The 25385-nt window shown below is 62.0% G+C and carries 23 protein-coding genes; 13 read left to right on the forward strand and 10 right to left on the reverse strand.

The window, feature by feature from the left end; genetic code table 11:
• Positions 1 to 210: 210 nt before the first annotated feature.
• From SOP85_RS11465 to SOP85_RS11480, 4 genes are read right to left on the reverse strand one after another with little or no spacing between them, the layout of a single operon-like run.
• Entirely contained in the window at positions 211 to 771 is a 561-nt protein-coding gene (locus SOP85_RS11465) for a DUF4136 domain-containing protein (protein WP_274077472.1), read from the reverse strand.
• A 55-nt stretch (positions 772 to 826) separates the two neighbouring features.
• Positions 827 to 1444 carry a DUF4136 domain-containing protein gene (locus SOP85_RS11470; protein WP_274077473.1) on the reverse strand — a complete coding sequence of 206 codons (618 nt, stop codon included), beginning with the start codon at positions 1442 to 1444 and terminating at the stop codon, positions 827 to 829.
• Between the two features lie 12 nt (positions 1445 to 1456).
• A complete protein-coding gene (locus SOP85_RS11475) occupies positions 1457 to 2206 on the reverse strand; it encodes a methyltransferase domain-containing protein (RefSeq protein WP_274077474.1) in 750 nt (249 codons plus the stop codon).
• Complete coding sequence (locus SOP85_RS11480; RefSeq protein WP_030128233.1) at positions 2206 to 2508, reverse strand: MazG-like family protein; 303 nt, start codon at positions 2506 to 2508, stop codon at positions 2206 to 2208. The genes SOP85_RS11475 and SOP85_RS11480 overlap by 1 nt, the downstream gene beginning before the upstream one ends.
• A 164-nt stretch (positions 2509 to 2672) precedes the next feature.
• On the opposite strand from SOP85_RS11480, the gene SOP85_RS11485 reads away from it, so the two are divergent.
• A complete protein-coding gene (locus SOP85_RS11485) occupies positions 2673 to 2966 on the forward strand; it encodes a hypothetical protein (protein ID WP_274077475.1) in 294 nt (97 codons plus the stop codon).
• A gap of 66 nt (positions 2967 to 3032) precedes the next feature.
• On the forward strand, positions 3033 to 4379 hold the full coding sequence (locus tag SOP85_RS11490) for an MATE family efflux transporter (protein ID WP_323627001.1): 1347 nt from the start codon (positions 3033 to 3035) through the stop codon (positions 4377 to 4379).
• Positions 4380 to 4403: 24 nt separating this feature from the next.
• On the opposite strand, the gene SOP85_RS11495 is transcribed toward SOP85_RS11490, so the two are convergent.
• The 6 genes from SOP85_RS11495 to SOP85_RS11520 form a co-directional block, all read right to left on the reverse strand.
• Complete coding sequence (locus SOP85_RS11495) at positions 4404 to 5201, reverse strand: DUF4123 domain-containing protein (RefSeq protein ID WP_323627002.1); 798 nt, start codon at positions 5199 to 5201, stop codon at positions 4404 to 4406.
• Positions 5198 to 6520, reverse strand: coding sequence for a contractile injection system protein, VgrG/Pvc8 family (locus SOP85_RS11500; RefSeq protein WP_323627003.1), 1323 nt, complete (start codon positions 6518 to 6520; stop codon positions 5198 to 5200). Before SOP85_RS11500 ends, SOP85_RS11495 begins: the two co-directional genes overlap by 4 nt.
• A 231-nt stretch (positions 6521 to 6751) precedes the next feature.
• Positions 6752 to 8665: an arginine decarboxylase gene (gene speA / locus SOP85_RS11505; RefSeq protein WP_274077479.1), complete on the reverse strand. Its 1914-nt coding sequence runs from the start codon at positions 8663 to 8665 to the stop codon at positions 6752 to 6754.
• Positions 8666 to 8884: 219 nt separating this feature from the next.
• Entirely contained in the window at positions 8885 to 9256 is a 372-nt protein-coding gene (locus tag SOP85_RS11510) for a translation initiation factor Sui1 (RefSeq protein ID WP_063341676.1), read from the reverse strand.
• A 333-nt stretch (positions 9257 to 9589) separates the two neighbouring features.
• Complete coding sequence (locus SOP85_RS11515; RefSeq protein WP_323607417.1) at positions 9590 to 10159, reverse strand: NUDIX hydrolase; 570 nt, start codon at positions 10157 to 10159, stop codon at positions 9590 to 9592.
• A gap of 3 nt (positions 10160 to 10162) precedes the next feature.
• Positions 10163 to 11230: a DUF2333 family protein gene (locus SOP85_RS11520; protein ID WP_274077481.1), complete on the reverse strand. Its 1068-nt coding sequence runs from the start codon at positions 11228 to 11230 to the stop codon at positions 10163 to 10165.
• Positions 11231 to 11632: 402 nt separating this feature from the next.
• Between SOP85_RS11520 and SOP85_RS11525 the strand changes: the two genes are divergently transcribed.
• The 11 genes from SOP85_RS11525 (at position 11633) to purH (ending at position 25328) form a co-directional block, all read left to right on the forward strand.
• The gene (locus tag SOP85_RS11525; RefSeq protein ID WP_323627004.1) at positions 11633 to 13303 is read left to right on the forward strand and encodes a PleD family two-component system response regulator; all 1671 of its coding nucleotides are present in this window, start codon (positions 11633 to 11635) and stop codon (positions 13301 to 13303) included.
• 1269 nt (positions 13304 to 14572) lie between these two features.
• The gene (locus SOP85_RS31365; RefSeq protein ID WP_442967903.1) at positions 14573 to 15301 is read left to right on the forward strand and encodes a methyl-accepting chemotaxis protein; all 729 of its coding nucleotides are present in this window, start codon (positions 14573 to 14575) and stop codon (positions 15299 to 15301) included.
• Positions 15302 to 15464: 163 nt separating this feature from the next.
• Entirely contained in the window at positions 15465 to 17207 is a 1743-nt protein-coding gene (locus SOP85_RS11535) for a protein-disulfide reductase DsbD (RefSeq protein WP_323607420.1), read from the forward strand.
• Between the two features lie 132 nt (positions 17208 to 17339).
• Positions 17340 to 17792, forward strand: a complete 453-nt coding sequence (aroQ, locus tag SOP85_RS11540; RefSeq protein WP_274077485.1) for a type II 3-dehydroquinate dehydratase — start codon at positions 17340 to 17342, stop codon at positions 17790 to 17792.
• Between the two features lie 48 nt (positions 17793 to 17840).
• Positions 17841 to 18305 carry an acetyl-CoA carboxylase biotin carboxyl carrier protein gene (gene accB, locus SOP85_RS11545; RefSeq protein WP_034149717.1) on the forward strand — a complete coding sequence of 155 codons (465 nt, stop codon included), beginning with the start codon at positions 17841 to 17843 and terminating at the stop codon, positions 18303 to 18305.
• A gap of 17 nt (positions 18306 to 18322) precedes the next feature.
• Positions 18323 to 19681 (forward strand): acetyl-CoA carboxylase biotin carboxylase subunit, encoded by a 1359-nt coding sequence (gene accC / locus SOP85_RS11550; protein ID WP_034149716.1) that lies wholly within the window; start codon positions 18323 to 18325, stop codon positions 19679 to 19681.
• A gap of 284 nt (positions 19682 to 19965) precedes the next feature.
• Positions 19966 to 20844, forward strand: coding sequence for a 50S ribosomal protein L11 methyltransferase (gene prmA, locus SOP85_RS11555; protein ID WP_274077486.1), 879 nt, complete (start codon positions 19966 to 19968; stop codon positions 20842 to 20844).
• Positions 20845 to 20874: 30 nt separating this feature from the next.
• Positions 20875 to 22125: a DUF3426 domain-containing protein gene (locus SOP85_RS11560; protein WP_323627007.1), complete on the forward strand. Its 1251-nt coding sequence runs from the start codon at positions 20875 to 20877 to the stop codon at positions 22123 to 22125.
• 185 nt (positions 22126 to 22310) lie between these two features.
• A complete protein-coding gene (dusB, locus tag SOP85_RS11565; protein WP_046819700.1) occupies positions 22311 to 23321 on the forward strand; it encodes a tRNA dihydrouridine synthase DusB in 1011 nt (336 codons plus the stop codon).
• On the forward strand, positions 23318 to 23638 hold the full coding sequence (gene fis / locus SOP85_RS11570) for a DNA-binding transcriptional regulator Fis (RefSeq protein ID WP_046819701.1): 321 nt from the start codon (positions 23318 to 23320) through the stop codon (positions 23636 to 23638). Before dusB ends, fis begins: the two co-directional genes overlap by 4 nt.
• A gap of 82 nt (positions 23639 to 23720) precedes the next feature.
• Positions 23721 to 25328 carry a bifunctional phosphoribosylaminoimidazolecarboxamide formyltransferase/IMP cyclohydrolase gene (purH, locus tag SOP85_RS11575; RefSeq protein WP_034149712.1) on the forward strand — a complete coding sequence of 536 codons (1608 nt, stop codon included), beginning with the start codon at positions 23721 to 23723 and terminating at the stop codon, positions 25326 to 25328.
• Positions 25329 to 25385 lie beyond the last annotated feature (57 nt).

A 25385-nucleotide genomic window follows, 5' to 3' on the forward strand; every position in this document is an offset into this window, starting at 1 on the left:
GACAAACCGCCTTCGCTGGCAAGCCAGCTCCTACAAGGTGATCACCGCCAGACGCAATTCCCGGCAACACCCAACAAACCTGTAGGAGCTGGCTTGCCAGCGAAGAGGCCGGCACAGCCAACATCTTCCTCGCCTGACAAACCGCCTTCGCTGGCAAGCCAGCTCCTACACACGCCAGCTCCTTGATAATTTTTCGACCGTAGGGGGTTTTTATCGGTGCGGGGGATAGTTCGCCAGGATCCGCGTGACCGTTTCGTGTATCGCAGTGCTGCGGTCCGTCGGGTTGGGGGTGCGGCTGAGGATTTGCTCGTCACTGCCGCGCCACACCAGCTTGCCGTCCTTGCCGTCGAGCAGGTCGATCTGGATGGTCGCGACCTTGTAGGACACCAGGCGGGTTTCGTTGTACATCGGCGCGCCATAGTAGCCGTACCAGGGGTTACCCCAACCGCCGCCGTAGTTGGTCGTCACCTGTTGCTGGCGTTCCTCGACTACCAGGTAGGTCTGCACACTCAAGTCGCCCTTGGCGCCAGCGCCTGCCTGGCGCAGGCCACGTTGGTCGAGCTGGTCGACTACCGATTCGCGCACGCGCTGTTCGGTCAGGTCGCTCTTGATCCTGGGGTCATCGGGACGGTATTGCAGCGCGGGTTCTTTCCAGCTCCAGCTGTGATACGCGGCAAAATCGCGGCTGGCGTCGAAGTCATGATTGACCTGATTGGCAGCGCAGGCACTGAGCAGCAAGGCCACTGCCAGTAAAGCGAGACGGCGGAACATGATGATTCTCCGGTAGAAGACATGAACCTGCGAAATGCTTCTTGACCACAGGAAGCTAACTGGGAGGATACGCCGACATTGCCTTTTCTACAGCCTCCCGTATGGCGTCGACCCGCTCGCCCTGGCTCCCCCGGTTGCTGGTTTCCGCACTGGAACTCCAGACCGATTGACCGTCTTGCGCGTCGAACAGGTCGACATGAACCACCACGACCTGTTCCTCGTAAGTGCGCACAATTGGCATGCTGCCGTACATGCCGTAACCCGGCCCATAACCATATCGATTGTAGCCGCCGTAACCGCCGTAGTAGCCGTAATCGTCCTGGACCTGACGCAAGCGGGTTTCCAGGCGCAGGTCAGCGCTGACGAACAGGTCCGCCGGCCGATTGTCATGCAGGGGCCGCAGGCCGCGTTGGTCCAGGGCGTTGCTGACCGCTTCGGCGACCTGCGCCGAATCCGCCCAGGTAGTGCCCGGCGGCAGCTGCCCATTGAGCCAGGCCCAGCTGCGATACCGCCCGTAGTCTCGCGGTGGCGCCGGGTAGGCGCTGCGATCGAAGGTAGTGGCCGCTTGAGGCGGGGCAGGCGGCAAGGGCCTGGAACTTGCCACGTACGGATTGCTGCCCTGGCAGGCAGCCAGGCCCAGGCAGATCAACAGCAACCCTGAACGACTTTTCATTTCGAGCTCCGATCAGACCGGCCGACAGATCCAGTGCAAGTAACGTCCAAGCCCGGCAAAGCTTGGATGGCGACGGTGGGCCAACTCCATTTCGAGCAGATCCACCAGTTCGGCGCGGGCCTGGAACTCCACCGGCATGTAATCGTGAAAAACCCGCACGCCACTCTGGCTTTCGACCTGCCACAGGCCGTCAAGTTGCGCCGCCAACTCCCGTGGGTCCAGCGGCTGTTGCGGGGTCAGGCTCTGCTTTTCACCGGCCATGTCGTTCTTGCGCATCTTGCGGAAATGGCCCTTGAGCAAGTTGCGGTAAATCAGCGCGTCGCGGTTGTAGAAGGCCAGGGACAGCCAGCCGTCGGCCTTGGTCAGCTGATGCAGCACCGGCAGGATGGCGTGCGGTTCGGCCAGCCATTCCAGCACGGCATGACACAGCACCAGGTCGTAGGGTTCGGTGAGCTGACCGAGCAGTTCCTGCCAGGGCGCCTGGATGAAGGTGGCAGTCTGTCCCGCGTCGGCAAAGCGCTGGCGGGCGCCTTCGAGCATGGGTTCGGCGGGTTCGGCCAGGGTCACCTGGTGGCCACGCTCGGCCAGCCACAACGACATGTGGCCAAGGCCGGCGCCGATATCCAGCACCCGCAGCGGCCGATCCGGCAGGGCCTCCGCCAAGTCGGCCTGCAGCACCGCCAGGCGAATCGCGCCTTTGGCGCCGCCGTATATTTTTTCGGCGAAGCGCGTCGCCAGTTGATCGAAATGACGGTCGCTCATCAGCTGAACCTCCGCTCGCTGTCCGCCAGCTTGCTGCGCACGACGTCATTCATGTCCAGGCCCAATTCGCTGCACAGCAACAACAGATAGAGCACGATATCGCCGATTTCCTGCCCGGCATGGGCCAGCTTGTCGGCCGGCAGCTGCCGTGACTGGTCTTCGCTCAGCCACTGGAAAATCTCCACCAGCTCGGACATTTCGACACTGGCGGCCATGGCCAGGTTTTTCGGGCTGTGAAATTGCCGCCAGTCATTGCGATCACGGATGGCGTGCAGGCGTTCGGTCAGTTCAACAAGGTTCATCGGGCTCTCCTGAAGGCGTATAGCTTCAAGGGGATGACGGGGGAAGGCAAGTGCCTGGCAGCGGTGACAGTCTTTGCACCATAATCAGTCGATGGCGTGTTTCGGCGGCGCCTGTAAAAATTCGCTGGCAAGCCAGCTCCTACAGAAGACAGGACGTTCATTCCATGCAGGTAGAAGGTTTCTTTGAGTGGCTTGGCCAGATACTGGGCACAGCCATCCGTTTCATCGTTGACGCCCTCAGCGGTCTGTTCCAACTGGTGAGTCGCGCCAGCAGCCATTTTGTCGAAGGCTTGTCCGAGGCGCTGGGCATGGACACCTCGATCATCAGCATCGTCACCCTGATCCTCGGGTTGGTGCTGTTGTGGTCGGCGATCCGCGCGTTCATGAACGCCTCGATCATCATGGGGATCATCTGGTTGATGCTGGGGTTGTGGTTGCTTAGCTGGATCATGCACTGACCCCGGCAATGGATCGCTGCAGATTCTGCAGGGGTCGCTACAATGCCCGCTCCCCAAGGAGCCTGCATGTCCAACCTGATCGCCGACTGGCGCGACCGCCCAACCCATCGTAGGGTCTGGGCGCTGGCTGCGCCGATGATTCTCTCGAACATTTCCGTACCGCTGGTGGCACTGGTCGACAGCACCGTTATTGGCCACCTGCCCCATGCCCATCAGCTCGGAGCCGTGGCGGTCGGGGCCAGCCTCTATACCTTCCTCGCCTGGGCCATGGGTTTTCTGCGCATGGGCTCCACCGGTTTTGCCGCCCAGGCCGCAGGGCGCGGGGATGGCGCGGCGCTACGGCAGATTCTGTTGCAGGGTCTGTTGCTGGCCATGGGGCTGGCAGTGGTTTTGGGCGCGCTGGGCGTGCCATTGAGCGGGGTGGCGCTGCACTTCATGCAACCGTCGGCGGAACTGGACCAGATGACCCGCGAGTTTTTCCACACGCGGCTGTTCGGCCTGCCGGCGGCACTGGCCAGTTATGCGCTGGTCGGCTGGTTTCTCGGCACGCAGAACGCCCGCGCGCCGCTGGTGATTCTGCTGACGACCAACCTGGTCAACATTGCCCTGAACCTGTGGTTTGTCCTTGGCCTGGAATGGGGGGTGGTGGGTGCGGCCCGGGCTTCGGTGATCGCCGAGTGGACCGGTGCGCTGATCGGCCTGTTGCTGACCCGCCACGCCCTGCGCGCCTATCCCGGGCATATCGTCTGGGCCGCCTTGGCGCTTTGGCAGAGTTGGCGACCGCTGCTGGCGGTCAATCGCGACATTTTCATCCGCAGCCTGGCGCTGCAATCGGTGTTTTTCCTGATCACCGTGCAAGGCGCCCGGCTGGGTGATGCAACTGTCGCCGCCAATGCCCTGCTGCTCAACGGCCTGCTGCTGACCGCCCACGCGCTCGACGGCCTGGCCCATGCCGTGGAAGCCCTGTGCGGACACGCCATCGGCGCGCGCGACCGCGATGCCTTGCGCCGCTCCCTGGTGGTTGCCTGTGGCTGGTCGTTGTTGGCAAGCCTGGGCTTTGCCGGCTTGTTCATGTTTGCCGGACACCTGTTCATCGAAATGCAGACCGACATCACCAGCGTGCGCGACACCGCGTTCCTGTACCTGCCCTACCTTGCCGTGCTGCCGCTGATCGCGGTCTGGAGCTACCTGCTCGACGGGCTGTTCATCGGCGCCACCCGCGCCAGGGAAATGCGCAACGGCATGCTGTTGACGGTGGCCTTGCTGGTGCCGTTCGCCTGGGCGCTGCAGGGCTATGGCAACCACGGCTTGTGGATAACCTTTTTGCTGTTCATGTTGCTGCGCAGCCTGACGCTCGGCTTGATTGCCTGGCGCCTGCGCCAGAACGATGGCTGGTTCGCCCGCACTCACTGAAGCGGAGTCGTCAACCGTGCCAACTCAGGGTGAATCGTTCTGCCATCGCTTACGCAGGCTTTCGAGGCGCTCTTGCTGGGTAGCCCCCGATAATGGCTGCACCGGCAAGGCATCGGGGTACTGCAAGCGCAGCCACATCCAGCCATCGAGCACCGGACGTTCGCTGAAACCCAATGCCAGGCCCTCTTCCAGATAGCCCCACAACCGCATGAAATCAGTCCCCGTGGATTGACTCCAGCGCCAGGCATGCTGCTCCAGCAGGCAGGTCTGCAGTTTTTCCCGCTGCCATGGGCTCAGATCCTCCTCGACCGCCAGAGGGCGCACGGCCAGCCCCGGGTTGAGCAACTGCTGCCAGCCCTGACAGCCAAGCGCGCGATCCGCCCAGGTGCCGCCGAACCAGCGCAATTGGCTGATCGGCCCCAACCAGCGACTGAGTTCCTCGGCATCGCAGGCATCAAAAAAATAACTGGCGGTGTTCGGGTTGTAATAACTCAGCAAGGCCCGGTGATGCAGGTCGAACGAGACCGTGAGCATGCGCCTTAAATGCGCCAGCAATGTCGACGCCGGCGCTTCGCTGGATATCAGCAAGCCGCGCCAGCGCTGCCCGTCGACGCGGTACAGGTCGGCCAGGGCCGGGCAGGTCCGCAGATCGATGAGTAGCGGCCCCTGCTCCTGCAATGCCTGCCACTCCGTGTCTTCGAACAAGCGCAATCGCCTGGCATCGGCAAACGTCTCTTGCAGTGCCACACCGGCCTGCGGCGCGCCGGGCATGTCCAGCAATAGCCATTGCGGGCTCGCATCGGGCGCCTGGACCACCGTCATGCCGCACCGCTCTGGCCAAGGCGTGTCGCCGTGCGGCAGATGCACAGCGCCTGCGCGCAATGATTGAAACTGCCACCACCGGGCAGCAGGCACAGCAGCATCAGCGGCTCGCCCGAACCCAGCCACTGCTGCACGCCGTCGAGCGAACAATCTTCGACAACCGTGGTGGCGGCTACCGTATCCTGTTCCTCGACTGCCTCGACACTGGCGGGACCTTGCAGGAACCCGGTAATCAACGGTTGGTCCGGATCACCTTCCGTGAAGCTCACCACCACCTCCGTGCCTTGCGCCAACCGGGCGCCACTCGCAGCAGCCAATGGCAACCAGCAATGGCTGGGCGCCGCGCCCTCCCCTTGATAAAGCCAGTCGAACTGCACCGCCACTGGCCTGGATGGATCAGGGGGCGGCATGTCGACTTCCACGACCCATGCCCGTTGCAGGCTGTGCATCCCTGGTTTCACCGCACTGAGGGGCGATTCAAAGGGCAATACCCGATGCTGCGCCCGTACCTGGTTGCTGTAGGTCTGGCTCGCGCCCTGGGCGCCATGATGCTCGATATGGGTCACCAGCCACGGCCGGTTCCATTCGGCAACCGGATGCCCGGACAGCGGCATGTACTGGCCGCTGCGCAGCGTTGACAGGTCAGTGCCACACGCCACGCGCTGCACCGCGGCATCGGTGCAGCGCTTGAGCTCAAAACGACGCACTGCCGGTTCCCCACCCTCCACACTGAAAAGCGCCGCTTCAGCGAACTGAAAATCCCCCGAACCCTCGCCAAACACCACGCAATGCCTGTCAGCCCGGTGTTCGAAGTGATAGTGCAATCGCTCCTGGGCGCACAAGCGCTGAACAAACTGCAGGTCCGATTCCCGGTACTGCGTGCAGAAATCCCGCGGCGGGTAATCGCCAACCAGTTCAAAGCGCCGATCCTGATCGACGATGCCGTGCTCCCTGAGTACCTGATCAAGAATCTGCGGCACCGAGCAGTCGCTGAAAATACGCTGGCTGAAGCGCTGGGCAAGGCAGGCGAGTTTCGGCCCCAGCCGCACCTGACAGAGCCTGATCCCCGGGCCGTGATCGCGCTGGACCAGCTCATGCAACTGTCCATGGATGGCGTTTCCCGCCGGACCGAAAAGCAAGGAGGCCGGGCGGTACAGCAAGCCGGCGAGGTCGAGCGTCGGGTCTTCGATCAGCAGGTCCACGTCGAACACGAAAGGTTCGCTGATGGATTCTCTACCGGCAAAGGACAGAACTTCGAAGGCATTGGACAGACCTGCTACGTCCAGACGAAATGACGGCTCGTTGACTGGATCGACCATGGGCGTTTCTCTACAGGAGGGACAGCCGGGGATTCTCGCCGAGAGACATGGCCGAGTAGAGAGGCGAAATACAACTTAGGAAAAGGCCTACGCGAAAAGAGGACGAAATAGCTTGGATAGCCGAGACGCGGTCCTTTTCGCTGGAAAAAAGAGAAATGTCGCACCAGGCCATCTGAAATTTCCGACGCAAACGGTAAATTTTCAGACAGCCTGATGAGAGCAGTGCTTACCTCAGGAAGACAGGTAAGACGAACGGGTCAGGCCCAGGCGCAGCGCATCGAGGAACTGGGTGCGCTCGCTGGCACTGATGCGGGCACTGGCGCACTTGTCGCGGTAGTGGGTCATCAGTTCTTCCGGCGACAAGTGCACGTAACGCAGCATGTCTTCGATGGTGTCGTGGGTCTCGATACCGGCGTGATAGATGCTGCCGTCGGCATTCTGGTAGATGTTCACCGAGTCGGTGTCACCGAACAGGTTGTGCATGTCGCCGAGAATTTCCTGGTAGGCGCCGACCAGGAACACGCCCAGCAGGTAGTCCTCGCCCTCGTTCAACGAGTGCACCGGCAGGCTGGTCTCGATGCTCTGCTCGTCGACGTACTGGTTGATCTTGCCGTCGGAGTCGCAGGTCAGGTCCTGCAGCACCGCGCGACGCAGTGGCTCTTCGTCGAGGCGGTGCAGCGGGATGATCGGCAATACCTGGTCGATAGCCCAGGTGTCCGGCAAGCTCTGGAACACCGAGAAGTTGCAGATGTACTTGTCGGCCAGCTTGTCGTTGAGTTCGTCCAGCACCTGGCGGTGGGAACGCTGGCGCGCCTTCAACGAGTTGTGCAGGCGACGGCACACGGCGAAGTAGCATTGCTCTGCCAGGGCTTTTTCGGCCAGGGTCAGTTTGCCGTCGGCGTACTGGGCAGCCACGTCGCTCATGTAGTGCGTGGCGCGCCAGTAGGTTTCGGTGACCATCTCGATGTCGGTCGGACCCAGCAGGTCCACCAGCCACTGCACGGTTTCCGGCAGCGCTTCCTTGTTCTCGATCTGTGGCACGTCGTCGTTGTGCTTCTCGACGTCGGTCACCTGGATCACCAGCATGGCGTGGTGGGCGGTCAGGGAGCGGCCGCTTTCGGAGAAGATGTTCGGGTGCGGCAGGCTCTGCGCGTCGCAGAACTCCTTGAGCATCCCGACCACGACACCGGCGTAATCGTCCATGTCGTAGTTGATCGAGCTGGCGTTACGCGAGTGCGTACCGTCGTAGTCCACGCCCAGGCCACCGCCGACGTCGATGTGATCCACCGGCAGGCCGAGGTTGCGCAGTTCGCCGTAGTAACGGATCGCTTCCTTGAAACCGTGCTGGTAGTCGGCCAGGTTGGCGATCTGCGAACCCATGTGGAAGTGCAGCAGGCGAATGCCCTGGTCCAGGCCGGCGGCGCGGAAACGCTCGACCACCGACAGCAGTTGCGCCGCCGACAGGCCGAACTTGGATTTCTCGCCACCGGTGTCGGCCCACTTGCTCGACGCCAGGGACGACAGGCGCACCCGCAGGCCGACCTGTGGCTTGACCTTGAGCGAGGCGGCTTCTTCGATCACCAGGCCGACTTCGGATTCTTTCTCGATCACGATGAACACGTTGTGGCCAAGCTTCTGGCCCATCAGTGCCAGACGGATGAACTCGCGGTCCTTGTAGCCGTTGCAGACGATGGTGCCGCCCTTCGGCGCCAGCGCCAGCACCGCCAGCAGCTCAGGCTTGGATCCGGCTTCCAGGCCGATGGAGACGTTCTGGGTGGCGATGATGTTCTCGATCACCGCTTCCTGCTGGTTCACCTTGATCGGGTACAGCGCGGTGTACTTGCTCTGGTATTCCAGGCGCTCGATGTTGGCGTCGAACGCACCGGTCAGCTGACGCACGCGGTCTTGCAGGATGTCCGGGAAACGGACCAGCAATGGCAAGGACAGGCCGCTCTTGCGCAACTGGTCCACTTGCTCGAACAGATCGATGGGTGAACTGCTCGGACCGTTGGGACGAACTTCGACGCGACCGGCGTCATTGATCGCGAAATACCCGGCCCCCCAATGGCGAATCCCGTAAACACTGCGGCTGTCCGCAACTGTCCATTGGCTGCCATCGTCTTTGCGTGTGCGTCGTACGGACATTGAAGTCCCCTATAAAGAAGTCATAGTGCGTCGCCTGGATTCAGGCCGGCGCAGTCTAAAGAATGAAAATGACGGTTCGTCAACGAAGGGATAGACCTCGCCGACCGCAGTGAGTTTAGAAACCGGTCATGAACAGGCTCTGTGAAAACCATGGTGACGACGCCAGGCCTGCAGGTGGGCAGGTCTGGATCAAGCCGCGGGTGGTTTTCACAGAGGCTGCTAGCCGCCGGACTTCTTCGCCTTGAAACCGTGCTTGATCAGTTCAGCCAAGAGTAGCTCGACATGATCGCCCTGGATTTCAATGATCCCGTCTTTCAACGCTCCACCGGTACCACAGCGCTTTTTCAACGTCGTGGCCAGTTCCTTGAGCGCGTCTTCCGCCAACGGCACGCCGGTGATGGTGGTCACCGTCTTGCCGCCACGGCCCTTGCTTTCGCGACGCACGCGAGCGATGCCGTCGCCGGCCGGGATAACGGTCTGTTTGCAGATGCAGGCGTCCACCGGTTTACTGCAGTCCGGGCAATGACGACCTGCGTCGGTGGAAAATACCAGGCCACCAAGGGCGGCGAAGGATGCGGCTTTTTTGGCCACCGGCAATCCTCTTGGGAGGACAAAGACTGGTCGCGGCAACCTGGGCAGGTGCCATCGACCGCGAAGCCCCACTCAGGCAGGGGCAGCGCTACTGAAACGGTACAACATTGCTGAAACGCAATTGCTCACGAACGATGACGCCATCTGTAGGAGCGAGCTTGCTCGCGATGGACGTCAACGATAATGCGGGTAATCGGGTTATACGCGTCGTCCTTGCGTTCTTCGCGAGCAAGCTCGCTCCTACAACAACAACCAGCAATACCGGTTCAGTTTGAAAAGGTCGCGCAGTGTAACGGCAAAAACGCCGATTGCTAAGAGCCAATCGGCGCCAATTTATGCCTCTTTTGCGACGTCTTCGCCACGGGCACGAAGATAGCGCTTCAAGGCGGCTAAAGAGTCCGGGCAGTAAGGCTTTTGCTCGATATCGCGCAGCACTTGCTCAACGGGCATGAAGCACGCTTCCAGCACCTCTTCCGGTTGCAGGACCAGCGGGCCGTCCCACACTGCCGAAAACGCCGAACACCAGAGTCGATTGCCGGTGTCCTCGAAGAAAAAGTGGTCATGCACGGTCAACTCCACCCCGCTCACGCCCAGCTCTTCTTCAAGCTCCCGAGCGGCCGACTCCGCGTAGGTTTCGCTGGCGAGCACCATGCCGCCCGCCGCCACGTCCCAGTAACCCGGGTAGATCGCCTTGCTCAGGGTGCGCCGGTGCACGCAGAGCTCACCGGCGGAGTTGAACAACATGATGTAGGTGCCGCGCCCGATCAGCCCGCGCTCGCGCAGGTCGGAACGCACCAGTGCGCCGAGCAGGTTGTCCTGCTCGTCGACCCAGGCGATCTGCTCGGCATCCGAGGCCGCCCGATGGGCGGCCTCGAGCGCGTTATCGATGGAGCTATCGGCCATGGCTCAGCCCTGATTCAGCAATTGACGCAAATCGATCACGGCGGCGTTGGCCCGGGAAATGTAGTTGGCCATTACCAGCGAGTGGTTTGCCAGCACGCCGAAGCCGCTGCCATTGAGGATCATCGGGCTCCAGACCGCTTCCTGCGACGCTTCCAGCTCACGAATGATCTGGCGCACGCTGACCGTGGCGTTCTTCTTGGCCAGCACATCGGCGAAGTCGACTTCGATGGCGCGCAGCAGGTGGGACAAGGCCCAGGCCTGGCCGCGGGCTTCGTAGAACACGTTGTCGATCTGCAGCCATGGGGTTTCGACGATTTCTTCGTCGACCTGCGGCACCTGCCCCGGCGTAATGACCTCGGTTTTCAGCGCGGTGTTGAGCTTGACCCGACCAACGCTGGCCGACAGCCGTTGCGACAACGAACCCAGGCGGGTACCGACGTCACCCAGCCAGTTGTTCAGGTTGTCGGCGCGGGCAAAGAACAGCGCGCTCTTCTGGTTCGGATCGGACAGGCGGGTCTGGTAGCGGGTCAGGGAGTTGATCCCTTCCTGGAACTCGGACTCACTGGAAGGCAGCACCCAGCTTTTATTGTCGAAGTTGAAACGCGGCTCGGCCTTGGCCAGGTCGGCGTCCTCGGTGGACTGCGACTGCGAGCGGGCGAAGTCTTTACGCAGCGCACGGCTCAGGTCGCGCACCTGCACCAGCACGCCATATTCCCAGCTCGGCATGTTGTCCATCCACAGGCCCGGCGGCAGGCGGTCGTTGGAAATGTAGCCGCCTGGCTTGTTCAGCAGGGTACCGGCGACGCTCTTGAGGGTTTCCACCGTGGTGTAGCCGACCACCATCTGCTTGCCGTCCCGTTCGGCAGCAAGTTGCGCATTCTGCTGTACCGGAAACAGATCAGGTTCCGCGCTCCAGTACCAACCCAGAGCAATCGTCACCAGCAGGTAGATACCAATCAGTGTGGCCAGCGCCCGGCTGAAAAACAGGCCGCCCAGATAACTGCGGGTAGCCGACTTCGGTTCAGCGGCACGTTCAGGCGCGCTACCGGCGCGGTTTTTCCAGTCCAGCATGGCGATATCCTTTCAATTACTTGAGTTCATCGTTTCGACCACAACCATACAACAACGTGCCTTTGCCCGGCACCCGCGGATGGCTTTACAGCGAAATTTATCCAATGCCTTCTAAGGGAATCCCTTAGTCCATAAAAGACGAAAAACTGCCTGGCTTCCAGCAACAGATACGCGACCCGCGCAGCCCGGTGCCAACAACCTCAGGACTCAACTCGAAGCCGGCCAAACCCGTGGCTGACGGGACCTTTGCAAGTATCAGCAGCCAATTGGCGACCGACCAGTCAGAAACTAAATAGATGGATGCCCAAGATTATTAACGTACGACACTCATGTAACAGAAAAGAGATGCTAGCATAGAGCCACCAGTCGACCTCAGCTTGCCCCCTAACTAGTAGTCAGGATATGACCGAGCCAGAAGAGCCCAGCCGCGAGCGCCTCAAGCACCACTTTGCCCAGCGGGTAATTCATCAAGCACGTCAGGTTCTTGAGATATGGCAGCGCCTGCAGCGCGCTGAATGGTCGACCCAGGAACTGGCGGAACTGAGCGAGGCCAACCTGCGCCTGCTGCGTTTCGCCGAACGCTTCGAACAACCGGAACACTCACAGCTGGCGCGCCACATCGGCCAGTCCCTGGAGGCTGTCGACGCCAATCGCGGACGCCTCAGCAGCGGCCTGATCAGCGACCTCAACCGGTTGATGCAACGCCTGTCGCGCACCGGCCTGCGCCATGGCGACCAGCTCGACCAGACGTTCCTGCCGCCGTTACGCAAACCGATCTACGTGATGCTGCAGGATCATGACCGTGCCGAGCGACTGGCCAAGCAGCTGGAATTTTTCGGGCTCAGCGCCCAGTCCCTGGAGAGCGTGGCGGCCTTCCGCTCCTCGATGGTCGAGCGCCTGCCAGCGGCCATCGTCATGGACGTCGACTTCAGCGGCCCCGGCGTCGGCCTGAAACTGGCGGCCGAAGCCCAGGAAGGTCTCGACCAGCGTTTGCCGCTGCTGTTTTTCAGCCTGCATGAAACCGACACCCCGACCCGCCTCGCCGCCGTGCGCGCCGGCGGCCAGGAGTTCCTCACCGGCACCCTTGAAGCGTCGAGCCTGCTGGAAAAAATCGAAGTCCTGACCTGCGTCGCCCAGTACGAGCCCTATAAAGTGCTGATCATCGACGACTCGCGCGCCCAGGCCTTGCACACCGAACGCCTGCTCAACAGCGCGGGGATCATTACCCGGACCCTGATCGAGCCGATCCAGGCCATGGCCGAGCTGGCGGACTTTCAACCAGACCTGATCATCCTCGACATGTACATGCCGGCCTGCACCGGTACCGAACTGGCCAAGGTGATTCGCCATAACGACCGTTATGTCAGCGTGCCGATCATTTACCTGTCGGCCGAGGACGACCTCGACAAGCAGCTCGACGCCATGAGCGAGGGCGGCGACGACTTCCTCACCAAACCGATCAAGCCGCGGCACCTGATCACCACCGTGCGCAACCGGGCGGCACGGGCTCGCAACCTCAAGGCGCGAATGGTACGCGACAGCCTCACCGGCCTGTACAACCACACGCATATCCTGCAATTGCTTGAAGACTGCAGCTTTCGCGCGCGCCGCGAGGGCAAGCCGCTGAGCTTTGCGATGCTCGACATCGACCACTTCAAGCGCGTCAACGACAGCCACGGCCACCCCATGGGCGACCGGGTGATCAAGAGCCTGGCGCTGTTCCTCAAGCAACGCTTGCGCAAGACCGACTTCATCGGCCGCTACGGTGGTGAAGAGTTCGCTATTGTCATGCCCGACACCGACCTCGAAGCGGCCTGCAAAGTGCTCGACGAAATCCGTCAGCGTTTTGCCGAAATTCATTATCCCGCGCAACCCCAGGATCTCTGGTGCACGTTCAGCGCCGGGGTGGTGGATATGAGCGAAGACTCTGACAGCCTGCTGATGGCCAGCCAGGCGGACGAGGCGCTGTACCGTGCCAAAGGCGCGGGACGCAACCGGGTGCAGGCCACCCGGCCTTCAAGGCAAAGTGCCACTTTTTTATCGGAAGAGACCGATACGGTCACAACCCTGTAACAGAAACGCAATAACTTCAGGCACTTACCATTCCGCCTTTGGTAGTCCTTGATGCGCCTGAAACTGTTGACCAATCTCAACACCCTTCTTTTGGTGGCCGTGTGCGTGGCCCTTGGAGCGACACTCTGGTGGTCGCAAAAGGCCCTCGAACGCCCCTATCTGTTGATGGAGCGCTACCTGGGGTTGTCCCAACAGTTCCAGAGTGACGTGGCGCGCAACATTGTCGATTACCTCGCCAGCGGCGATGCGCTGCGCTTGAGCAGCGCCAGCCAGGCCATCGACACACTGCACAAGGAACTCGACGAGTTGCCACCGGCCCTGGCGGACACCTTGCGCCCGAGCCTGACCAACCTGGACGAATTCGGCAAAACCGATCTGCTGGCCGCCGGCAAGCTCGCGGGCGATCCGCAGGCCCTGCTCCTGCAGGCTGAACGAGAGCTGGGCGCCAGCCTTGATCAACTCAGCCAGTACGCCAGTGGCAACGCGAGCTACCTGACCCCACTGCTCATGGCTTCCCAGCACCTGGGCAAGCTGTCGCTGGCCCGGGACAAACTGGTCAGCAGCGGTCGCAGCGAACTGGCCGCCGATGTCGAGCGCGAAGTCGCCAACATCCGCAGCCAGGCCGAACAACTGGACGCCCTGCCGTTGTTGGGCGTGGCGGCCAGCGGTGAATCGAACACCGATGACTTCGCTGCGATGATGGGCCTGGAAAACACCGAGAAAGCCGCGGCCGAAGATGCCGGCGTCGGCTTCAAGCGTGAGCTGAACAACCTGCTCAGCCGTTACCCGGCGGAACTGGCGCGCACTCGCGAGCAAATCCACAAACGTGCCGAACTCAGCGCCGCGACACACTTGAAAATCGCCGCCGTGCAACAGGCCATCGCCGGGCTGGAACCGGTGGTGCGCGCCCAGCACGGGCAGATCCAGAGTGAAGTGCGGCTGATGCAGGGGGTGATGATCGGCCTGATTCTGCTGATCGCCCTGCTGATCGACACCCTGCAACGCAAACTGGCGCGAACCCTGACCAGACTCTCCCCGGCCCTGTCGACCTGGGCCGAAGGCGACTTCAGCCGCGACATTCAGCTGGGCAATACCAACCGCGAACTGCATGACATCGAAGCCTCGCTCAATCGCCTGCGCGCCTATCTGGTGGACCTGGTGGGGACCATTCGTCTCAACGCCGAACAGGTCGCTGGCAGCAGCCGAACCCTGGCCGAGCTGAGCAATGACCTGCACAGCGGCGCCGAACACCAGGCCGGTGACACAGCGATGATCCGCGACTCCTTGGGCGAACTGGAAGCGACCATCCAGCAAGTGGCCGGCGACGCCAGCCAGGCCGCCGATGCCAGTCGCCATGCCGGCCAGGCGGTCGAACACGGCCAGCGAGTCATTGGCCTGAGCCTCTCCGGCCTGCATGCGCTGGTGGGAGAGGTGCAAGGCAATGCGCAGATGATCGAGCACCTGGCCGAAGAGTCCGCGACCATCGGTGGCGTGCTGACGGTGATCCGCTCGATTGCCGACCAGACCAACCTGCTGGCCCTGAACGCCGCCATCGAGGCGGCCCGGGCCGGGGAAATGGGCCGCGGCTTTGCCGTCGTGGCCGAAGAGGTGCGCTCGCTGGCACAACGCACCGCCGGGGCCACGGCCGAGATCCAGACCCTGATCGCCGGCCTGCAGAGCGCAGCGCGTCAATCGGTCGAAGGCATGCGCGCCCAGGTCGAACACGCCGAGGCCACCGCCAACCAGGCCCAGGCGGCGGACGGTGCACTGGATAAGATCGTCGGGGCGATCCAGACCATCTCCGACACCGCGGTGCGCATCGCCGATGTCACCGCCCAGCAGAGCGGTGCTGTCAGCGAGATTCGCGATCACAGTGAGCGTATTCACCAGCTGGGTGGGGATAACCTGCTGCGTATCGGCCAGGGGCGCGAGCAAGGGGAGAATCTGTTGGTATTGGGTGGGCGATTGCATACAGCCGTCCAGGCTTTCCGCGTCTGACAGATCGTCTTCGCGAGCAAGCCCGCTCCCACAGGAGTACGCATTTCAATGTGGGAGCGGGCTTGCTCGCGAAGGCGTCAGAACCATCAATACAGAAGTCTGCGCCCTGCACACCCCGCGACTGTCCGCTATCATCCCCCCAATTCCGATACGCGAGATCGTCATGCGCCGTTTGCTTTGCCTGCTGCTTCTAGTGCTCGCCCTGCCGGCCACCGCCGCCGGGCTGCTGGAGAGTCGCCCCAGTTCGACCCTGGGCTCGATCAACAACAGCGCCGACTTCCTGCCGGTGCGCGAAGCCTTTCAGTTGAGCCTGGTGGACAGCACACCGCAATCGATCAAATTGCGCTTCGTCGCCACCGAGGGTTATTACCTTTACCGGCATCGCTTCCAGTTCCGCGCCGACCCGGCCGATGTCAGCCTCGGCCCGGCACAGTTGCCCAAGGGCGAACAGAAACACGATGAGTACTTCGGCGACGTCGAGGTCTACCACGGCGTGCTCGATGTGGAACTGCCGCGCACCGACCAACGCGCCTTCACGCTGGTAGTGACCTACCAGGGCTGCGCCGACAAAGGCCTGTGTTATCCCCCCGAAACCGAACGCCTGAGCATCGACGGCAGCGGCCCGAGCACCAACCAGGCCTGGAGCTGGCGCGAACTGGCGCTGTTTTTCCTGGCCGGCCTGGGCCTGACCTTCACCCCCTGCGTGCTGCCCATGCTGCCGATCCTTTCCGGCGTGGTGTTGCGTGGCCAGGTCGGCGGCTGGCGTGGTTTCAATCTGTCGTTGGCCTATGTGTTGCCGATGGCCGCCTGTTTTGCCTTGCTGGGCGCGCTCATGGGCCTGTTCGGCGCCCAGCTCAACCTGCAGGCGCGCCTGCAATCGGCCTGGGTGCTGGTGCCGTTCGCGATGTTTTTTGCGCTGTTCGCCCTGGCCATGTTCGGCGTCTTCGAACTGAAATTGCCCCACGCCATCAGCAGTCGGCTGGACCGCATTGCCGGCCGCACCGAAGGCGGTTCGCTGTGGGGCGCCGCAGTATTGGGCGTGGTCTCCAGCCTGCTGGTTTCGCCTTGCGTCTCGGCACCGCTGGCCGGTGCCCTGCTTTACATCAGCGCCAGTGGCGATGCGCTGGGGGGCGGCCTGAAGCTGTTCATGCTCGGCCTGGGCATGGGCGCCCCGCTGTTGCTGGTAGCCACCGGCGGCGCCGCCTGGCTGCCGAAAAGCGGGCCCTGGCTGATCTACGTGAAAAATGCGATAGGCGTGCTGTTGCTGGGGCTGGCGATCGGCTTGCTCAGCCGGGTCTTGCCGGGGCAGATCACCTTGCTGCTCATCGGCCTGCTGGCCGCTGGCGTCGGCTTGTTCCTGGGCGCACTGGAGTTCGTCTATAAACCGCCGCGAAAGCGCCTGGGGCAGTTGCTCGGGATGTTCCTGCTGTTTTATGCGCTGTCCTGTTGGTACGGTGCCTTCAGCGGTCAGACCGACCCGTTCAACCCGATCGCCCAGCCGTCCATGGTGGTTGGCAACGAGCCCACGCAACAGCCCAGCGCCTGGCAAACCATCACTACCCCGGCAGAACTCGACCGCGTGCTCGCACAAGCCCAGGCGTCCGGGACCCCGCTGCTGCTCGACTGGTACGCCGACTGGTGCATCAGCTGCAAAGTCATCGAACGCCAGGTGCTTGACGACGCGATCGTCGTCGAACGCCTCAAGGGCTATCGCCTGGTGCGCTTCGACATCACCGCCAGCAACACCGAACAACGCGCCCTGCTGGATCGCTACAAGCTGTTCGGCCCTCCGGCATTGATGTTTTTCGGCAAGGACGGTGTCGAACGCGCCGATGTGCGAGTGATCGGCGAAATCAATGCGGCGGACTTCGCCGAACGTGTCGCCAGGGCGAATGACCGGATTTAATCAAGCGGTCATATATTTCGCGCAAACATCGGTCATCGTGCTGGCTATTGCAGAGAACTGGACAGTCATAAAGGCTTTGCGGCATAGTCGCCGGGTTCTGACAAATGCACACGGATAACCAAGGAACAGTCGATGGCCACGCTACTCGTATTGCACGGACCCAACCTGAACCTGCTCGGCACCCGCGAACCGGGCACCTATGGCGCCACGACGCTGGCGCAGATCAACCAGGACCTGGAACGCCGCGCCCGCGAAGCCGGACACCATTTGCTGCACCTGCAAAGCAATGCCGAGTACGAATTGATCGACCGCATCCATGCCGCCCGCAGCGAAGGCGTGGACTTCATTCTGATCAACCCAGCAGCTTTTACGCATACAAGTGTCGCATTACGTGACGCGCTGCTGGCGGTGAGCATCCCATTCATCGAAGTGCATTTGTCTAACGTGCACAAACGCGAACCTTTCCGCCATCACTCCTACTTCTCCGACGTAGCGGTGGGAGTGATCTGCGGCCTTGGCGCCAGCGGTTACCGACTGGCCCTGGAGGCTGCACTAGAGCAGCTTGAAAAACAGGCTACAGCTTGAAATACAAGCGTTAAACGCCCCTGACCGACCCTTGGGAGTTGATGATTCATGGATATCCGTAAAGTTAAGAAACTGATCGAATTGCTGGAAGAGTCCGGCATCGACGAGCTCGAGATCAAGGAAGGCGAAGAGTCCGTACGCATCAGCCGTCATAGCAAGACCCCGGCTCAGCAGTACTACGCACCGGCTCCAATGCCTGCTCCAGCTGCCGCGCCTGTCGCTGCCGCCGCTCCGGCTGCCGCTGCCGCCCCTGCTGCCCCGGCCGCGCCAGTGCTGAACGGCACCGTTGCCCGTTCGCCAATGGTCGGTACGTTCTATCGCAAGTCTTCGCCAACCTCGCCGTCCTTCGTGGAAGTCGGCCAGACCGTGAAGAAAGGCGACACCCTGTGCATCGTTGAAGCCATGAAGATGATGAACCACATCGAAGCTGAAACCAGCGGTGTGATCGAATCCATCCTCGTCGAAGACGGCCAGCCGGTTGAGTACGACCAACCGCTGTTCACCATCGTTTGAACCGCGGAGAGCCTTTGATGACTGCGAAGTTGGAAAAAGTTCTGATCGCCAACCGCGGTGAGATCGCACTGCGGATTCTGCGCGCCTGCAAAGAGATGGGCATCAAGACCGTCGCCGTTTATTCCAAGGCTGACAAGGAACTGATGCACCTGGGCCTGGCAGACGAGTCCGTCTGCATCGGTCCGGCATCGGCCGCCCACTCCTACCTGCACATCCCGGCCATCATCGCCGCGGCGGAAGTGACTGGCGCTACCGCCATTCACCCAGGCTACGGTTTCCTCGCGGAAAACGCCGACTTCGCCGAACAGGTCGAGAACTCCGGCTTCGCCTTCATCGGCCCGAAAGCTGAAACCATCCGCCTGATGGGCGACAAGGTTTCGGCCAAGCACGCGATGATCGCCGCTGGCGTTCCAACCGTTCCGGGTTCCGACGGCCCGCTGCCGGAAGACGAGGAAACCGCTCTGCGCATCGGTCGCGAAGTGGGTTATCCGGTGATCATCAAGGCCGCTGGCGGCGGTGGTGGTCGCGGCATGCGCGTCGTGCACAAGGAAGAAGACCTGATTTCCTCGGCGAAACTGACCCGCTCCGAAGCGGGCGCAGCGTTCGGCAACCCGATGGTCTATCTGGAAAAATTCCTGACCAACCCGCGCCACGTGGAAGTCCAGGTCCTGTCCGATGGCCAGGGCCACGCCATCCACCTGGGCGACCGCGACTGCTCGTTGCAACGCCGTCACCAGAAAGTTCTCGAAGAAGCGCCGGCACCGGGCATCGACGAGAAGGCTCGCCAGGAAGTCTTCGCCCGCTGCGTCAAGGCGTGCATCGACATCGGTTACCGTGGCGCAGGTACTTTCGAGTTCCTGTACGAGAACGGTCGCTTCTACTTCATCGAGATGAACACTCGTGTCCAGGTAGAGCACCCGGTTTCGGAAATGGTCACCGGTATCGACATCGTCAAGGAGATGCTCAGCATCGCCGCCGGCAACAAGCTGTCGTTCACCCAGGATGACGTGGTCATCCGCGGTCACGCGCTGGAATGCCGGATCAACGCCGAAGACCCGAAAACCTTCATGCCGAGCCCAGGCACGGTCAAGCACTTCCACGCTCCAGGCGGCAACGGCGTTCGCGTCGATTCGCACCTGTACAGTGGTTATGCCGTTCCGCCGAACTACGACTCGTTGATCGGCAAGCTGATCACCTACGGCGCAACCCGTGACGAAGCCATGGCGCGCATGCGCAATGCGCTGGACGAGATCGTGGTCGACGGGATCAAGACCAACATCCCGCTGCACCGCGACCTGACCCGCGACGAAGGCTTCTGCAAAGGGGGCGTGAACATTCACTACCTCGAGCACAAGCTGGCTGGCGAGAAGCACTAAGCTTCGACCCGATCAACAAGGCCGCCTTCGGGCGGCTTTGTTGTTTCTGAACGTTTCATCAAGCAACACACATCCCCTGTGGGAGCGGGCTTGCTCGCGAATGCGGTAGCACATCCAACATGGATGCCGACTGACCCACCGCTTTCGCGAGCAAGCCCGCTCCCACAGGGTATGTGTTGATGCTTGGGACCAAGCCACTCCCACAAAAGCCCCGCGCTCGCGTAAACTTGCGCGCTTCTCGCAGCCCGCTAGGCTGCAATCAATATTTTTCAAAGGTGCCCGCCATGCCTTGGCTGCAAGTACGCCTCGCCATCAGCCCAGAACAAGCCGAAACCTACGAAGACGCTTTCCTTGAAGTGGGCGCCGTGTCGGTGACCTTCATGGACGCCGAAGACCAGCCGATCTTCGAGCCTGAACTCAACACCACGCCGCTGTGGTCCCACACCCACCTGCTGGCGCTGTTCGAAGGTGGTACCGAGCCTGGCCCGGTACTGGCCCACCTTGAGTTGCTAACTGGCGGCCCGCTGCCCGAGCATCACAGTGAAGTGATCGAAGACCAGGACTGGGAACGCAGCTGGATGGACGGTTTCCAGCCGATGCGTTTCGGTCAGCGCCTGTGGATCGTGCCGAGCTGGCACGCCGCCCCCGAGCCAGACGCGGTAAACCTGCTGCTGGATCCGGGCCTGGCCTTCGGCACCGGCACCCACCCGACCACCGCACTGTGCCTGGAATGGCTCGACGGCCAGGACCTCAAAGGCTGCAACGTGCTGGATTTCGGCTGCGGCTCGGGGATCCTGGCCATTGCCGCCCTGCTGCTGGGTGCCAAAGAGGCCGTGGGTACCGACATCGACGTCCAGGCACTGGAAGCCTCCCGCGACAACGCCGGGCGCAATAACATCGCCGATGAATTGTTCCCTCTGTATCTGCCGCAAGATTTGCCGCAGGTCCAGGCCGATGTGCTGGTGGCCAACATTCTCGCCGGCCCGCTGGTTTCCCTGGCGCCGCAGCTGTCGGGACTGGTCAAGCCGGGTGGTCGACTGGCGCTGTCGGGCATCCTCGCCGAGCAAGGCGACGAAGTGGCCGCCGCCTACGCCAAGGACTTCGATCTGGACCCGATCGCCAATCGCGATGGCTGGGTGCGCATCACTGGCCGTCGGCGCTAGAATGGGCGTCTGCATCTACCGGATTGCCGCATGACCGACAGCTTCGTCACCCAGTGTCCGCATTGCCAAACCAGCTTCCGCGTCAACCATGCCCAATTGAGCGTGGCGCGCGGGGTTGTTCGCTGTGGCTCATGCCTGCAGGTGTTCAACGCCGCCAAGCAACTGCTGGAGCAGGCCGGCAAGGAAGCCCCCGTGCCGACGCCGGCACCCCGGGAGACTGTCGAACCGCCACAGCCGCGCGCCATCAGTCAAAAACAATGGAGCGCCGCCGAGCTGGACCTGGACAGCCTCGACCTGGACGAGGAACTCGCCCGGCTTGAACAGCGGGAAATCCAGCCGACCACCGAGTTCGGCCGGCACCGCGAAGACACGCTCAGCGCTCGCCGCGACAGCGCCGAGCACGACGAAGCCCCCTGGCCCGACAGCCTGTTCAGCGAATCGGCTGCCGATCGCGCCCAAGCGGCCGACACACTTGATACCCTCGAGACGCTCGACGCACTGGATACCCCGGAGCCACCGAGCGAGCCGAGCAAAACCGAGCGCACCGAGCCGTCGCTGTCACTGGAACCAGTGGATCTGGACGATGAACCGCAGCCCCCGCAGCTGCGCCTGAACGATCCGCTCGACACCCCAGCGCATCACCCACGCCTGACAGCAACCGAAGCGATCGACGACGACCTGCCGTCGATCGAGCCGCCACGCAAGCGCCGCGAGCGCAGCGAACCCGGGGTTCGTGCAGAAGTGCTGCAGGACCTGACCGACGACCCATTGCAACTGGACTGGCAAAAACGTCGCTCACCCTGGGGTCGCCGGCTGCTCTGGCTGTTGTTGGTACTGCTGGGCGCCGGCGCACTCTTCGGCCAGTATGTCGCCTATCATTTCGACGAACTGGCGCGCCAGGACCAGTACCGCCCCTGGTTCCAGCAAATGTGCCCGCAAATCGGCTGCACGGTGCCCTCCAAGGTCGACATCGCGAAAATCAAGAGCAGTAACCTGGTGGTCCGAAGCCACCCGGAGTTCAGTGGCGCCCTGGTGGTCGATGCGATCATCTACAACCGTGCCACCTTCTCGCAGCCCTTCCCGTTGCTGGAGCTGCGTTTTGCCGACCTCAATGGCCACCTGATCGCCAGCCGCCGCTTCAAACCCGGCGAGTACCTCAATGGCGACCTCGAAGGCCGGGTGGAAATGCCTCCGCAAACGCCCATTCACATCGCTCTGGACATCCTCGACCCAGGCGCCAAGGCGGTGAATTACAGCCTGAGCTTCCATTCGCCCGAGTGAATCGATTCACTGGCCGGCGATTGACGACGGCTTTCTGACTTTGCCCGCGTGGACCAAACCGCTGGCGATAACAGAATAACTGTTCAGATTTTGTTCAATTCAGCCTTTATCCAGTCATCGAGAGCGGGTATCATGCCAACCCTTTTTCGAACTCTCATGATCCGGCCCCACAACAGGGAAGTCCTATGTCGGCGGTACGCATCGGTCCATACACATTACACAACGGCTTGATTCTCGCCCCGATGGCGGGCGTCACCGACCAACCCTTTCGTCAGCTGTGCAAGCGATTGGGCGCGGGGCTAGTAGTCTCGGAAATGGTCACCAGCGACATGAGTCTGTGGAACACCCGCAAGTCTCGCATGCGCATGATCCACGAAGGTGATCCCGAGCCACGCTCGGTACAGATCGCCGGTGGTGACGCACAGATGCTGGCGGATGCGGCCCGGGCCAACGTCGAGCTGGGCGCGCAGATCATTGATATCAACATGGGCTGCCCGGCCAAGAAGGTCTGCAACAAGGCCGCCGGGTCCGCACTGTTGAAGGATGAAGCATTGGTCACCGAGATCCTGCAGGCCGTCGTGGCTGCAGTCGATGTGCCGGTTACCCTGAAGATCCGTACCGGCTGGGACCGGGACAACAAGAACGGCCTGACGGTGGCGAAGATCGCCGAGCAGGCCGGTATTACGGCGCTGGCGGTGCATGGCCGCACCCGTGCCGACCTGTACACCGGCGAGGCCGAGTACGACACCATTGCCGCGATCAAGCAGGCGGTGTCGATGCCGGTCTTCGCCAACGGCGATATCGATTCGCCAGAGAAGGCCCGGTACGTGCTCGACGCGACCGGTGCCGACGGCCTGCTGGTGGGCCGGGCCGCCCAGGGGCGGCCATGGATTTTTCGCGAGATCGACCATTTCCTGCGCACCGGCGAGAAGCTCCCGGCGCTGGACCTGATCGAGGTGGAACGCATTCTGCTAGAGCATCTGGCTGCGCTGCACGCCTTCTATGGAGACGTGATGGGCGTACGCATTGCTCGAAAGCATGTGGGCTGGTATCTCGCAACCTTGCCGGGCGCCAGGGAGTTTCGCGCCCACTTCAATCGTTTGGAAGATACGGAAGCACAATGCGCCAACGTCCAGGGCTTCTTTGCCGGACGGTTCAAGAGCCTGACAGGGGACGCAAAAGGGGTGGCCGCATGACGATGATGACCGAGACTTTAGTGAGTGGAACTGCACCCGTGAGCGACAACGTGAATTTGAAACAGCACCTCAATACGCCAAGCGAAGAAGGCCAGACCCTTCGCGGGAGTGTCGAGAAGGCGCTGCACAATTATTTCGCCCACCTTGAGGGCGCTGCCGTCACGGACGTGTACAACCTGGTGCTCTCCGAAGTCGAGGCTCCCCTGCTCGAGTGCGTGATGAACTACGTCAAGGGCAACCAGACCAAGGCCAGCGAGATGCTCGGACTGAACCGGGGCACGCTGCGCAAGAAACTCAAGCAGTACGATTTGCTGTAAGCATTCAATCAAACCAGAAAGGCGCCCGCGTAAGACCGGTCGCCTTTTTTGCTGACTTCCTTTGCTTTTGATGGAAATTGAGATGACCGACCAGACTACCCGCCTGCCGATCCGCCGCGCCTTGATCAGCGTTTCCGACAAGACCGGGATCCTCGAATTCGCCAAGGAGCTTGAAGCCCTGGGTGTCGAGATCCTCTCCACCGGCGGGACGTTCAAGCTGCTGCAGGACAACGGCGTTGCTGCAGTGGAAGTCGCGGATTACACCGGCTTCGCCGAAATGATGGACGGTCGGGTGAAAACCCTGCACCCGAAAATCCACGGCGGGATCCTCGGTCGTCGCGGTATCGACGACGCCATCATGAACGAACACGGCATCAAGCCGATCGACCTGGTAGCGGTCAACCTGTACCCGTTTGAAGCCACCATCAACAAGCCTGGCTGCGACCTGCCGACCGCCATCGAGAACATCGACATCGGCGGCCCGACCATGGTTCGTTCGGCAGCCAAGAACCACAAGGACGTGGCCATCGTGGTCAACGCCAGCGACTACGCCAGCGTCCTGGAAAACCTCAAAGCCGGCGGCCTGACCTACGCCCAGCGTTTCGACCTGATGCTCAAGGCCTTCGAACACACTGCCGCCTATGACGGCATGATCGCCAACTACATGGGCACCGTGAACCAGGCCGCTGACACCCTCAGCACGGAAGGTCGCAGCGAGTTCCCGCGCACCTTCAACAGCCAGTTCATCAAGGCCCAGGAAATGCGCTACGGCGAGAACCCGCACCAGAGCGCGGCGTTCTACGTGGAAGCCAAGCCTGCCGAAGTTGGCATTGCCACCGCGACCCAGCTGCAAGGCAAGGAACTGTCGTACAACAACGTGGCCGACACCGATGCCGCGCTGGAATGCGTGAAGAGCTTCGTCAAGCCGGCCTGCGTGATCGTCAAGCACGCCAACCCGTGCGGCGTTGCCGTCAGCCCGGATGCCGAAGGCGGCATCCGCAAGGCCTACGACCTGGCCTATGCCACTGACACCGAATCCGCGTTCGGCGGCATCATTGCCTTCAACCGCGAACTGGACGCCGAGACCGCCAAGGCCATCGTCGAGCGTCAGTTCGTCGAAGTGATCATCGCCCCGAGCGTCAGCGAAGAAGCCCGCGCCATCGTCGCTGCCAAGGCCAACGTACGCCTGTTGGCCTGTGGCGAGTGGTCGGCCGATCGCGCCGCTGCCTGGGACTACAAGCGCGTCAATGGTGGCCTGCTGGTACAGAGCCGCGATATCGGCATGATTGGCGCCGATGACCTCAAGGTCGTCACCAAGCGCGCACCGACCGAGCAGGAAATCAACGACCTGATCTTCGCCTGGAAAGTCGCCAAGTACGTGAAGTCCAACGCCATCGTCTACGCCAAGAACCGTCAGACCATCGGTGTCGGCGCAGGCCAGATGAGCCGCGTGAACTCCGCGCGTATTGCTGCGATCAAGGCTGAACATGCTGGTTTGCAGGTAGCCGGTTCGGTGATGGCTTCCGATGCATTCTTCCCGTTCCGCGACGGCCTGGACAATGCGGCCAAGGTTGGCATCACCGCGGTGATCCAGCCAGGTGGCTCGATGCGTGATGCTGAAGTGATTGCGGCAGCAGACGAAGCCGGCATCGCCATGGTCTTTACTGGCATGCGCCACTTCCGTCACTAAACACGACGATCAAATGTGGGAGCGGGCTTGCTCGCGAATGCAATCTGTCAGCGACAT

Origin of the sequence: Pseudomonas sp. YuFO20, from assembly GCF_035064975.1 — a bacterium.
GTDB lineage: Bacteria > Pseudomonadota > Gammaproteobacteria > Pseudomonadales > Pseudomonadaceae > Aquipseudomonas > Aquipseudomonas putida_AE.

Excerpts from the sequence above, each read along its gene's own strand:
- SOP85_RS11470 (WP_274077473.1), bottom strand. The coding sequence starts at position 1,444 with ATGAAAAGTCGTTCAGGGTTGCTGTTGATCTGCCTGGGCCTGGCTGCC.
- SOP85_RS11495 (WP_323627002.1), bottom strand. The coding sequence starts at position 5,201 with ATGACGGTGGTCCAGGCGCCCGATGCGAGCCCGCAATGGCTATTGCTG.
- SOP85_RS11465 (WP_274077472.1), bottom strand. The coding sequence starts at position 771 with ATGTTCCGCCGTCTCGCTTTACTGGCAGTGGCCTTGCTGCTCAGTGCC.
- speA (WP_274077479.1), bottom strand. The coding sequence starts at position 8,665 with ATGTCCGTACGACGCACACGCAAAGACGATGGCAGCCAATGGACAGTT.
- fis (WP_046819701.1), top strand. The coding sequence starts at position 23,318 with ATGACGATGATGACCGAGACTTTAGTGAGTGGAACTGCACCCGTGAGC.
- SOP85_RS31365 (WP_442967903.1), top strand. The coding sequence starts at position 14,573 with ATGATCCGCGACTCCTTGGGCGAACTGGAAGCGACCATCCAGCAAGTG.
- SOP85_RS11515 (WP_323607417.1), bottom strand. The coding sequence starts at position 10,159 with ATGGCCGATAGCTCCATCGATAACGCGCTCGAGGCCGCCCATCGGGCG.
- SOP85_RS11560 (WP_323627007.1), top strand. The coding sequence starts at position 20,875 with ATGACCGACAGCTTCGTCACCCAGTGTCCGCATTGCCAAACCAGCTTC.
- accB (WP_034149717.1), top strand. The coding sequence starts at position 17,841 with ATGGATATCCGTAAAGTTAAGAAACTGATCGAATTGCTGGAAGAGTCC.
- SOP85_RS11490 (WP_323627001.1), top strand. The coding sequence starts at position 3,033 with ATGTCCAACCTGATCGCCGACTGGCGCGACCGCCCAACCCATCGTAGG.
- prmA (WP_274077486.1), top strand. The coding sequence starts at position 19,966 with ATGCCTTGGCTGCAAGTACGCCTCGCCATCAGCCCAGAACAAGCCGAA.
- SOP85_RS11475 (WP_274077474.1), bottom strand. The coding sequence starts at position 2,206 with ATGAGCGACCGTCATTTCGATCAACTGGCGACGCGCTTCGCCGAAAAA.
- SOP85_RS11520 (WP_274077481.1), bottom strand. The coding sequence starts at position 11,230 with ATGCTGGACTGGAAAAACCGCGCCGGTAGCGCGCCTGAACGTGCCGCT.
- SOP85_RS11500 (WP_323627003.1), bottom strand. The coding sequence starts at position 6,520 with ATGGTCGATCCAGTCAACGAGCCGTCATTTCGTCTGGACGTAGCAGGT.
- accC (WP_034149716.1), top strand. The coding sequence starts at position 18,323 with ATGACTGCGAAGTTGGAAAAAGTTCTGATCGCCAACCGCGGTGAGATC.
- SOP85_RS11485 (WP_274077475.1), top strand. The coding sequence starts at position 2,673 with ATGCAGGTAGAAGGTTTCTTTGAGTGGCTTGGCCAGATACTGGGCACA.
- dusB (WP_046819700.1), top strand. The coding sequence starts at position 22,311 with ATGTCGGCGGTACGCATCGGTCCATACACATTACACAACGGCTTGATT.
- purH (WP_034149712.1), top strand. The coding sequence starts at position 23,721 with ATGACCGACCAGACTACCCGCCTGCCGATCCGCCGCGCCTTGATCAGC.
- SOP85_RS11525 (WP_323627004.1), top strand. The coding sequence starts at position 11,633 with ATGACCGAGCCAGAAGAGCCCAGCCGCGAGCGCCTCAAGCACCACTTT.
- SOP85_RS11480 (WP_030128233.1), bottom strand. The coding sequence starts at position 2,508 with ATGAACCTTGTTGAACTGACCGAACGCCTGCACGCCATCCGTGATCGC.
- aroQ (WP_274077485.1), top strand. The coding sequence starts at position 17,340 with ATGGCCACGCTACTCGTATTGCACGGACCCAACCTGAACCTGCTCGGC.
- SOP85_RS11535 (WP_323607420.1), top strand. The coding sequence starts at position 15,465 with ATGCGCCGTTTGCTTTGCCTGCTGCTTCTAGTGCTCGCCCTGCCGGCC.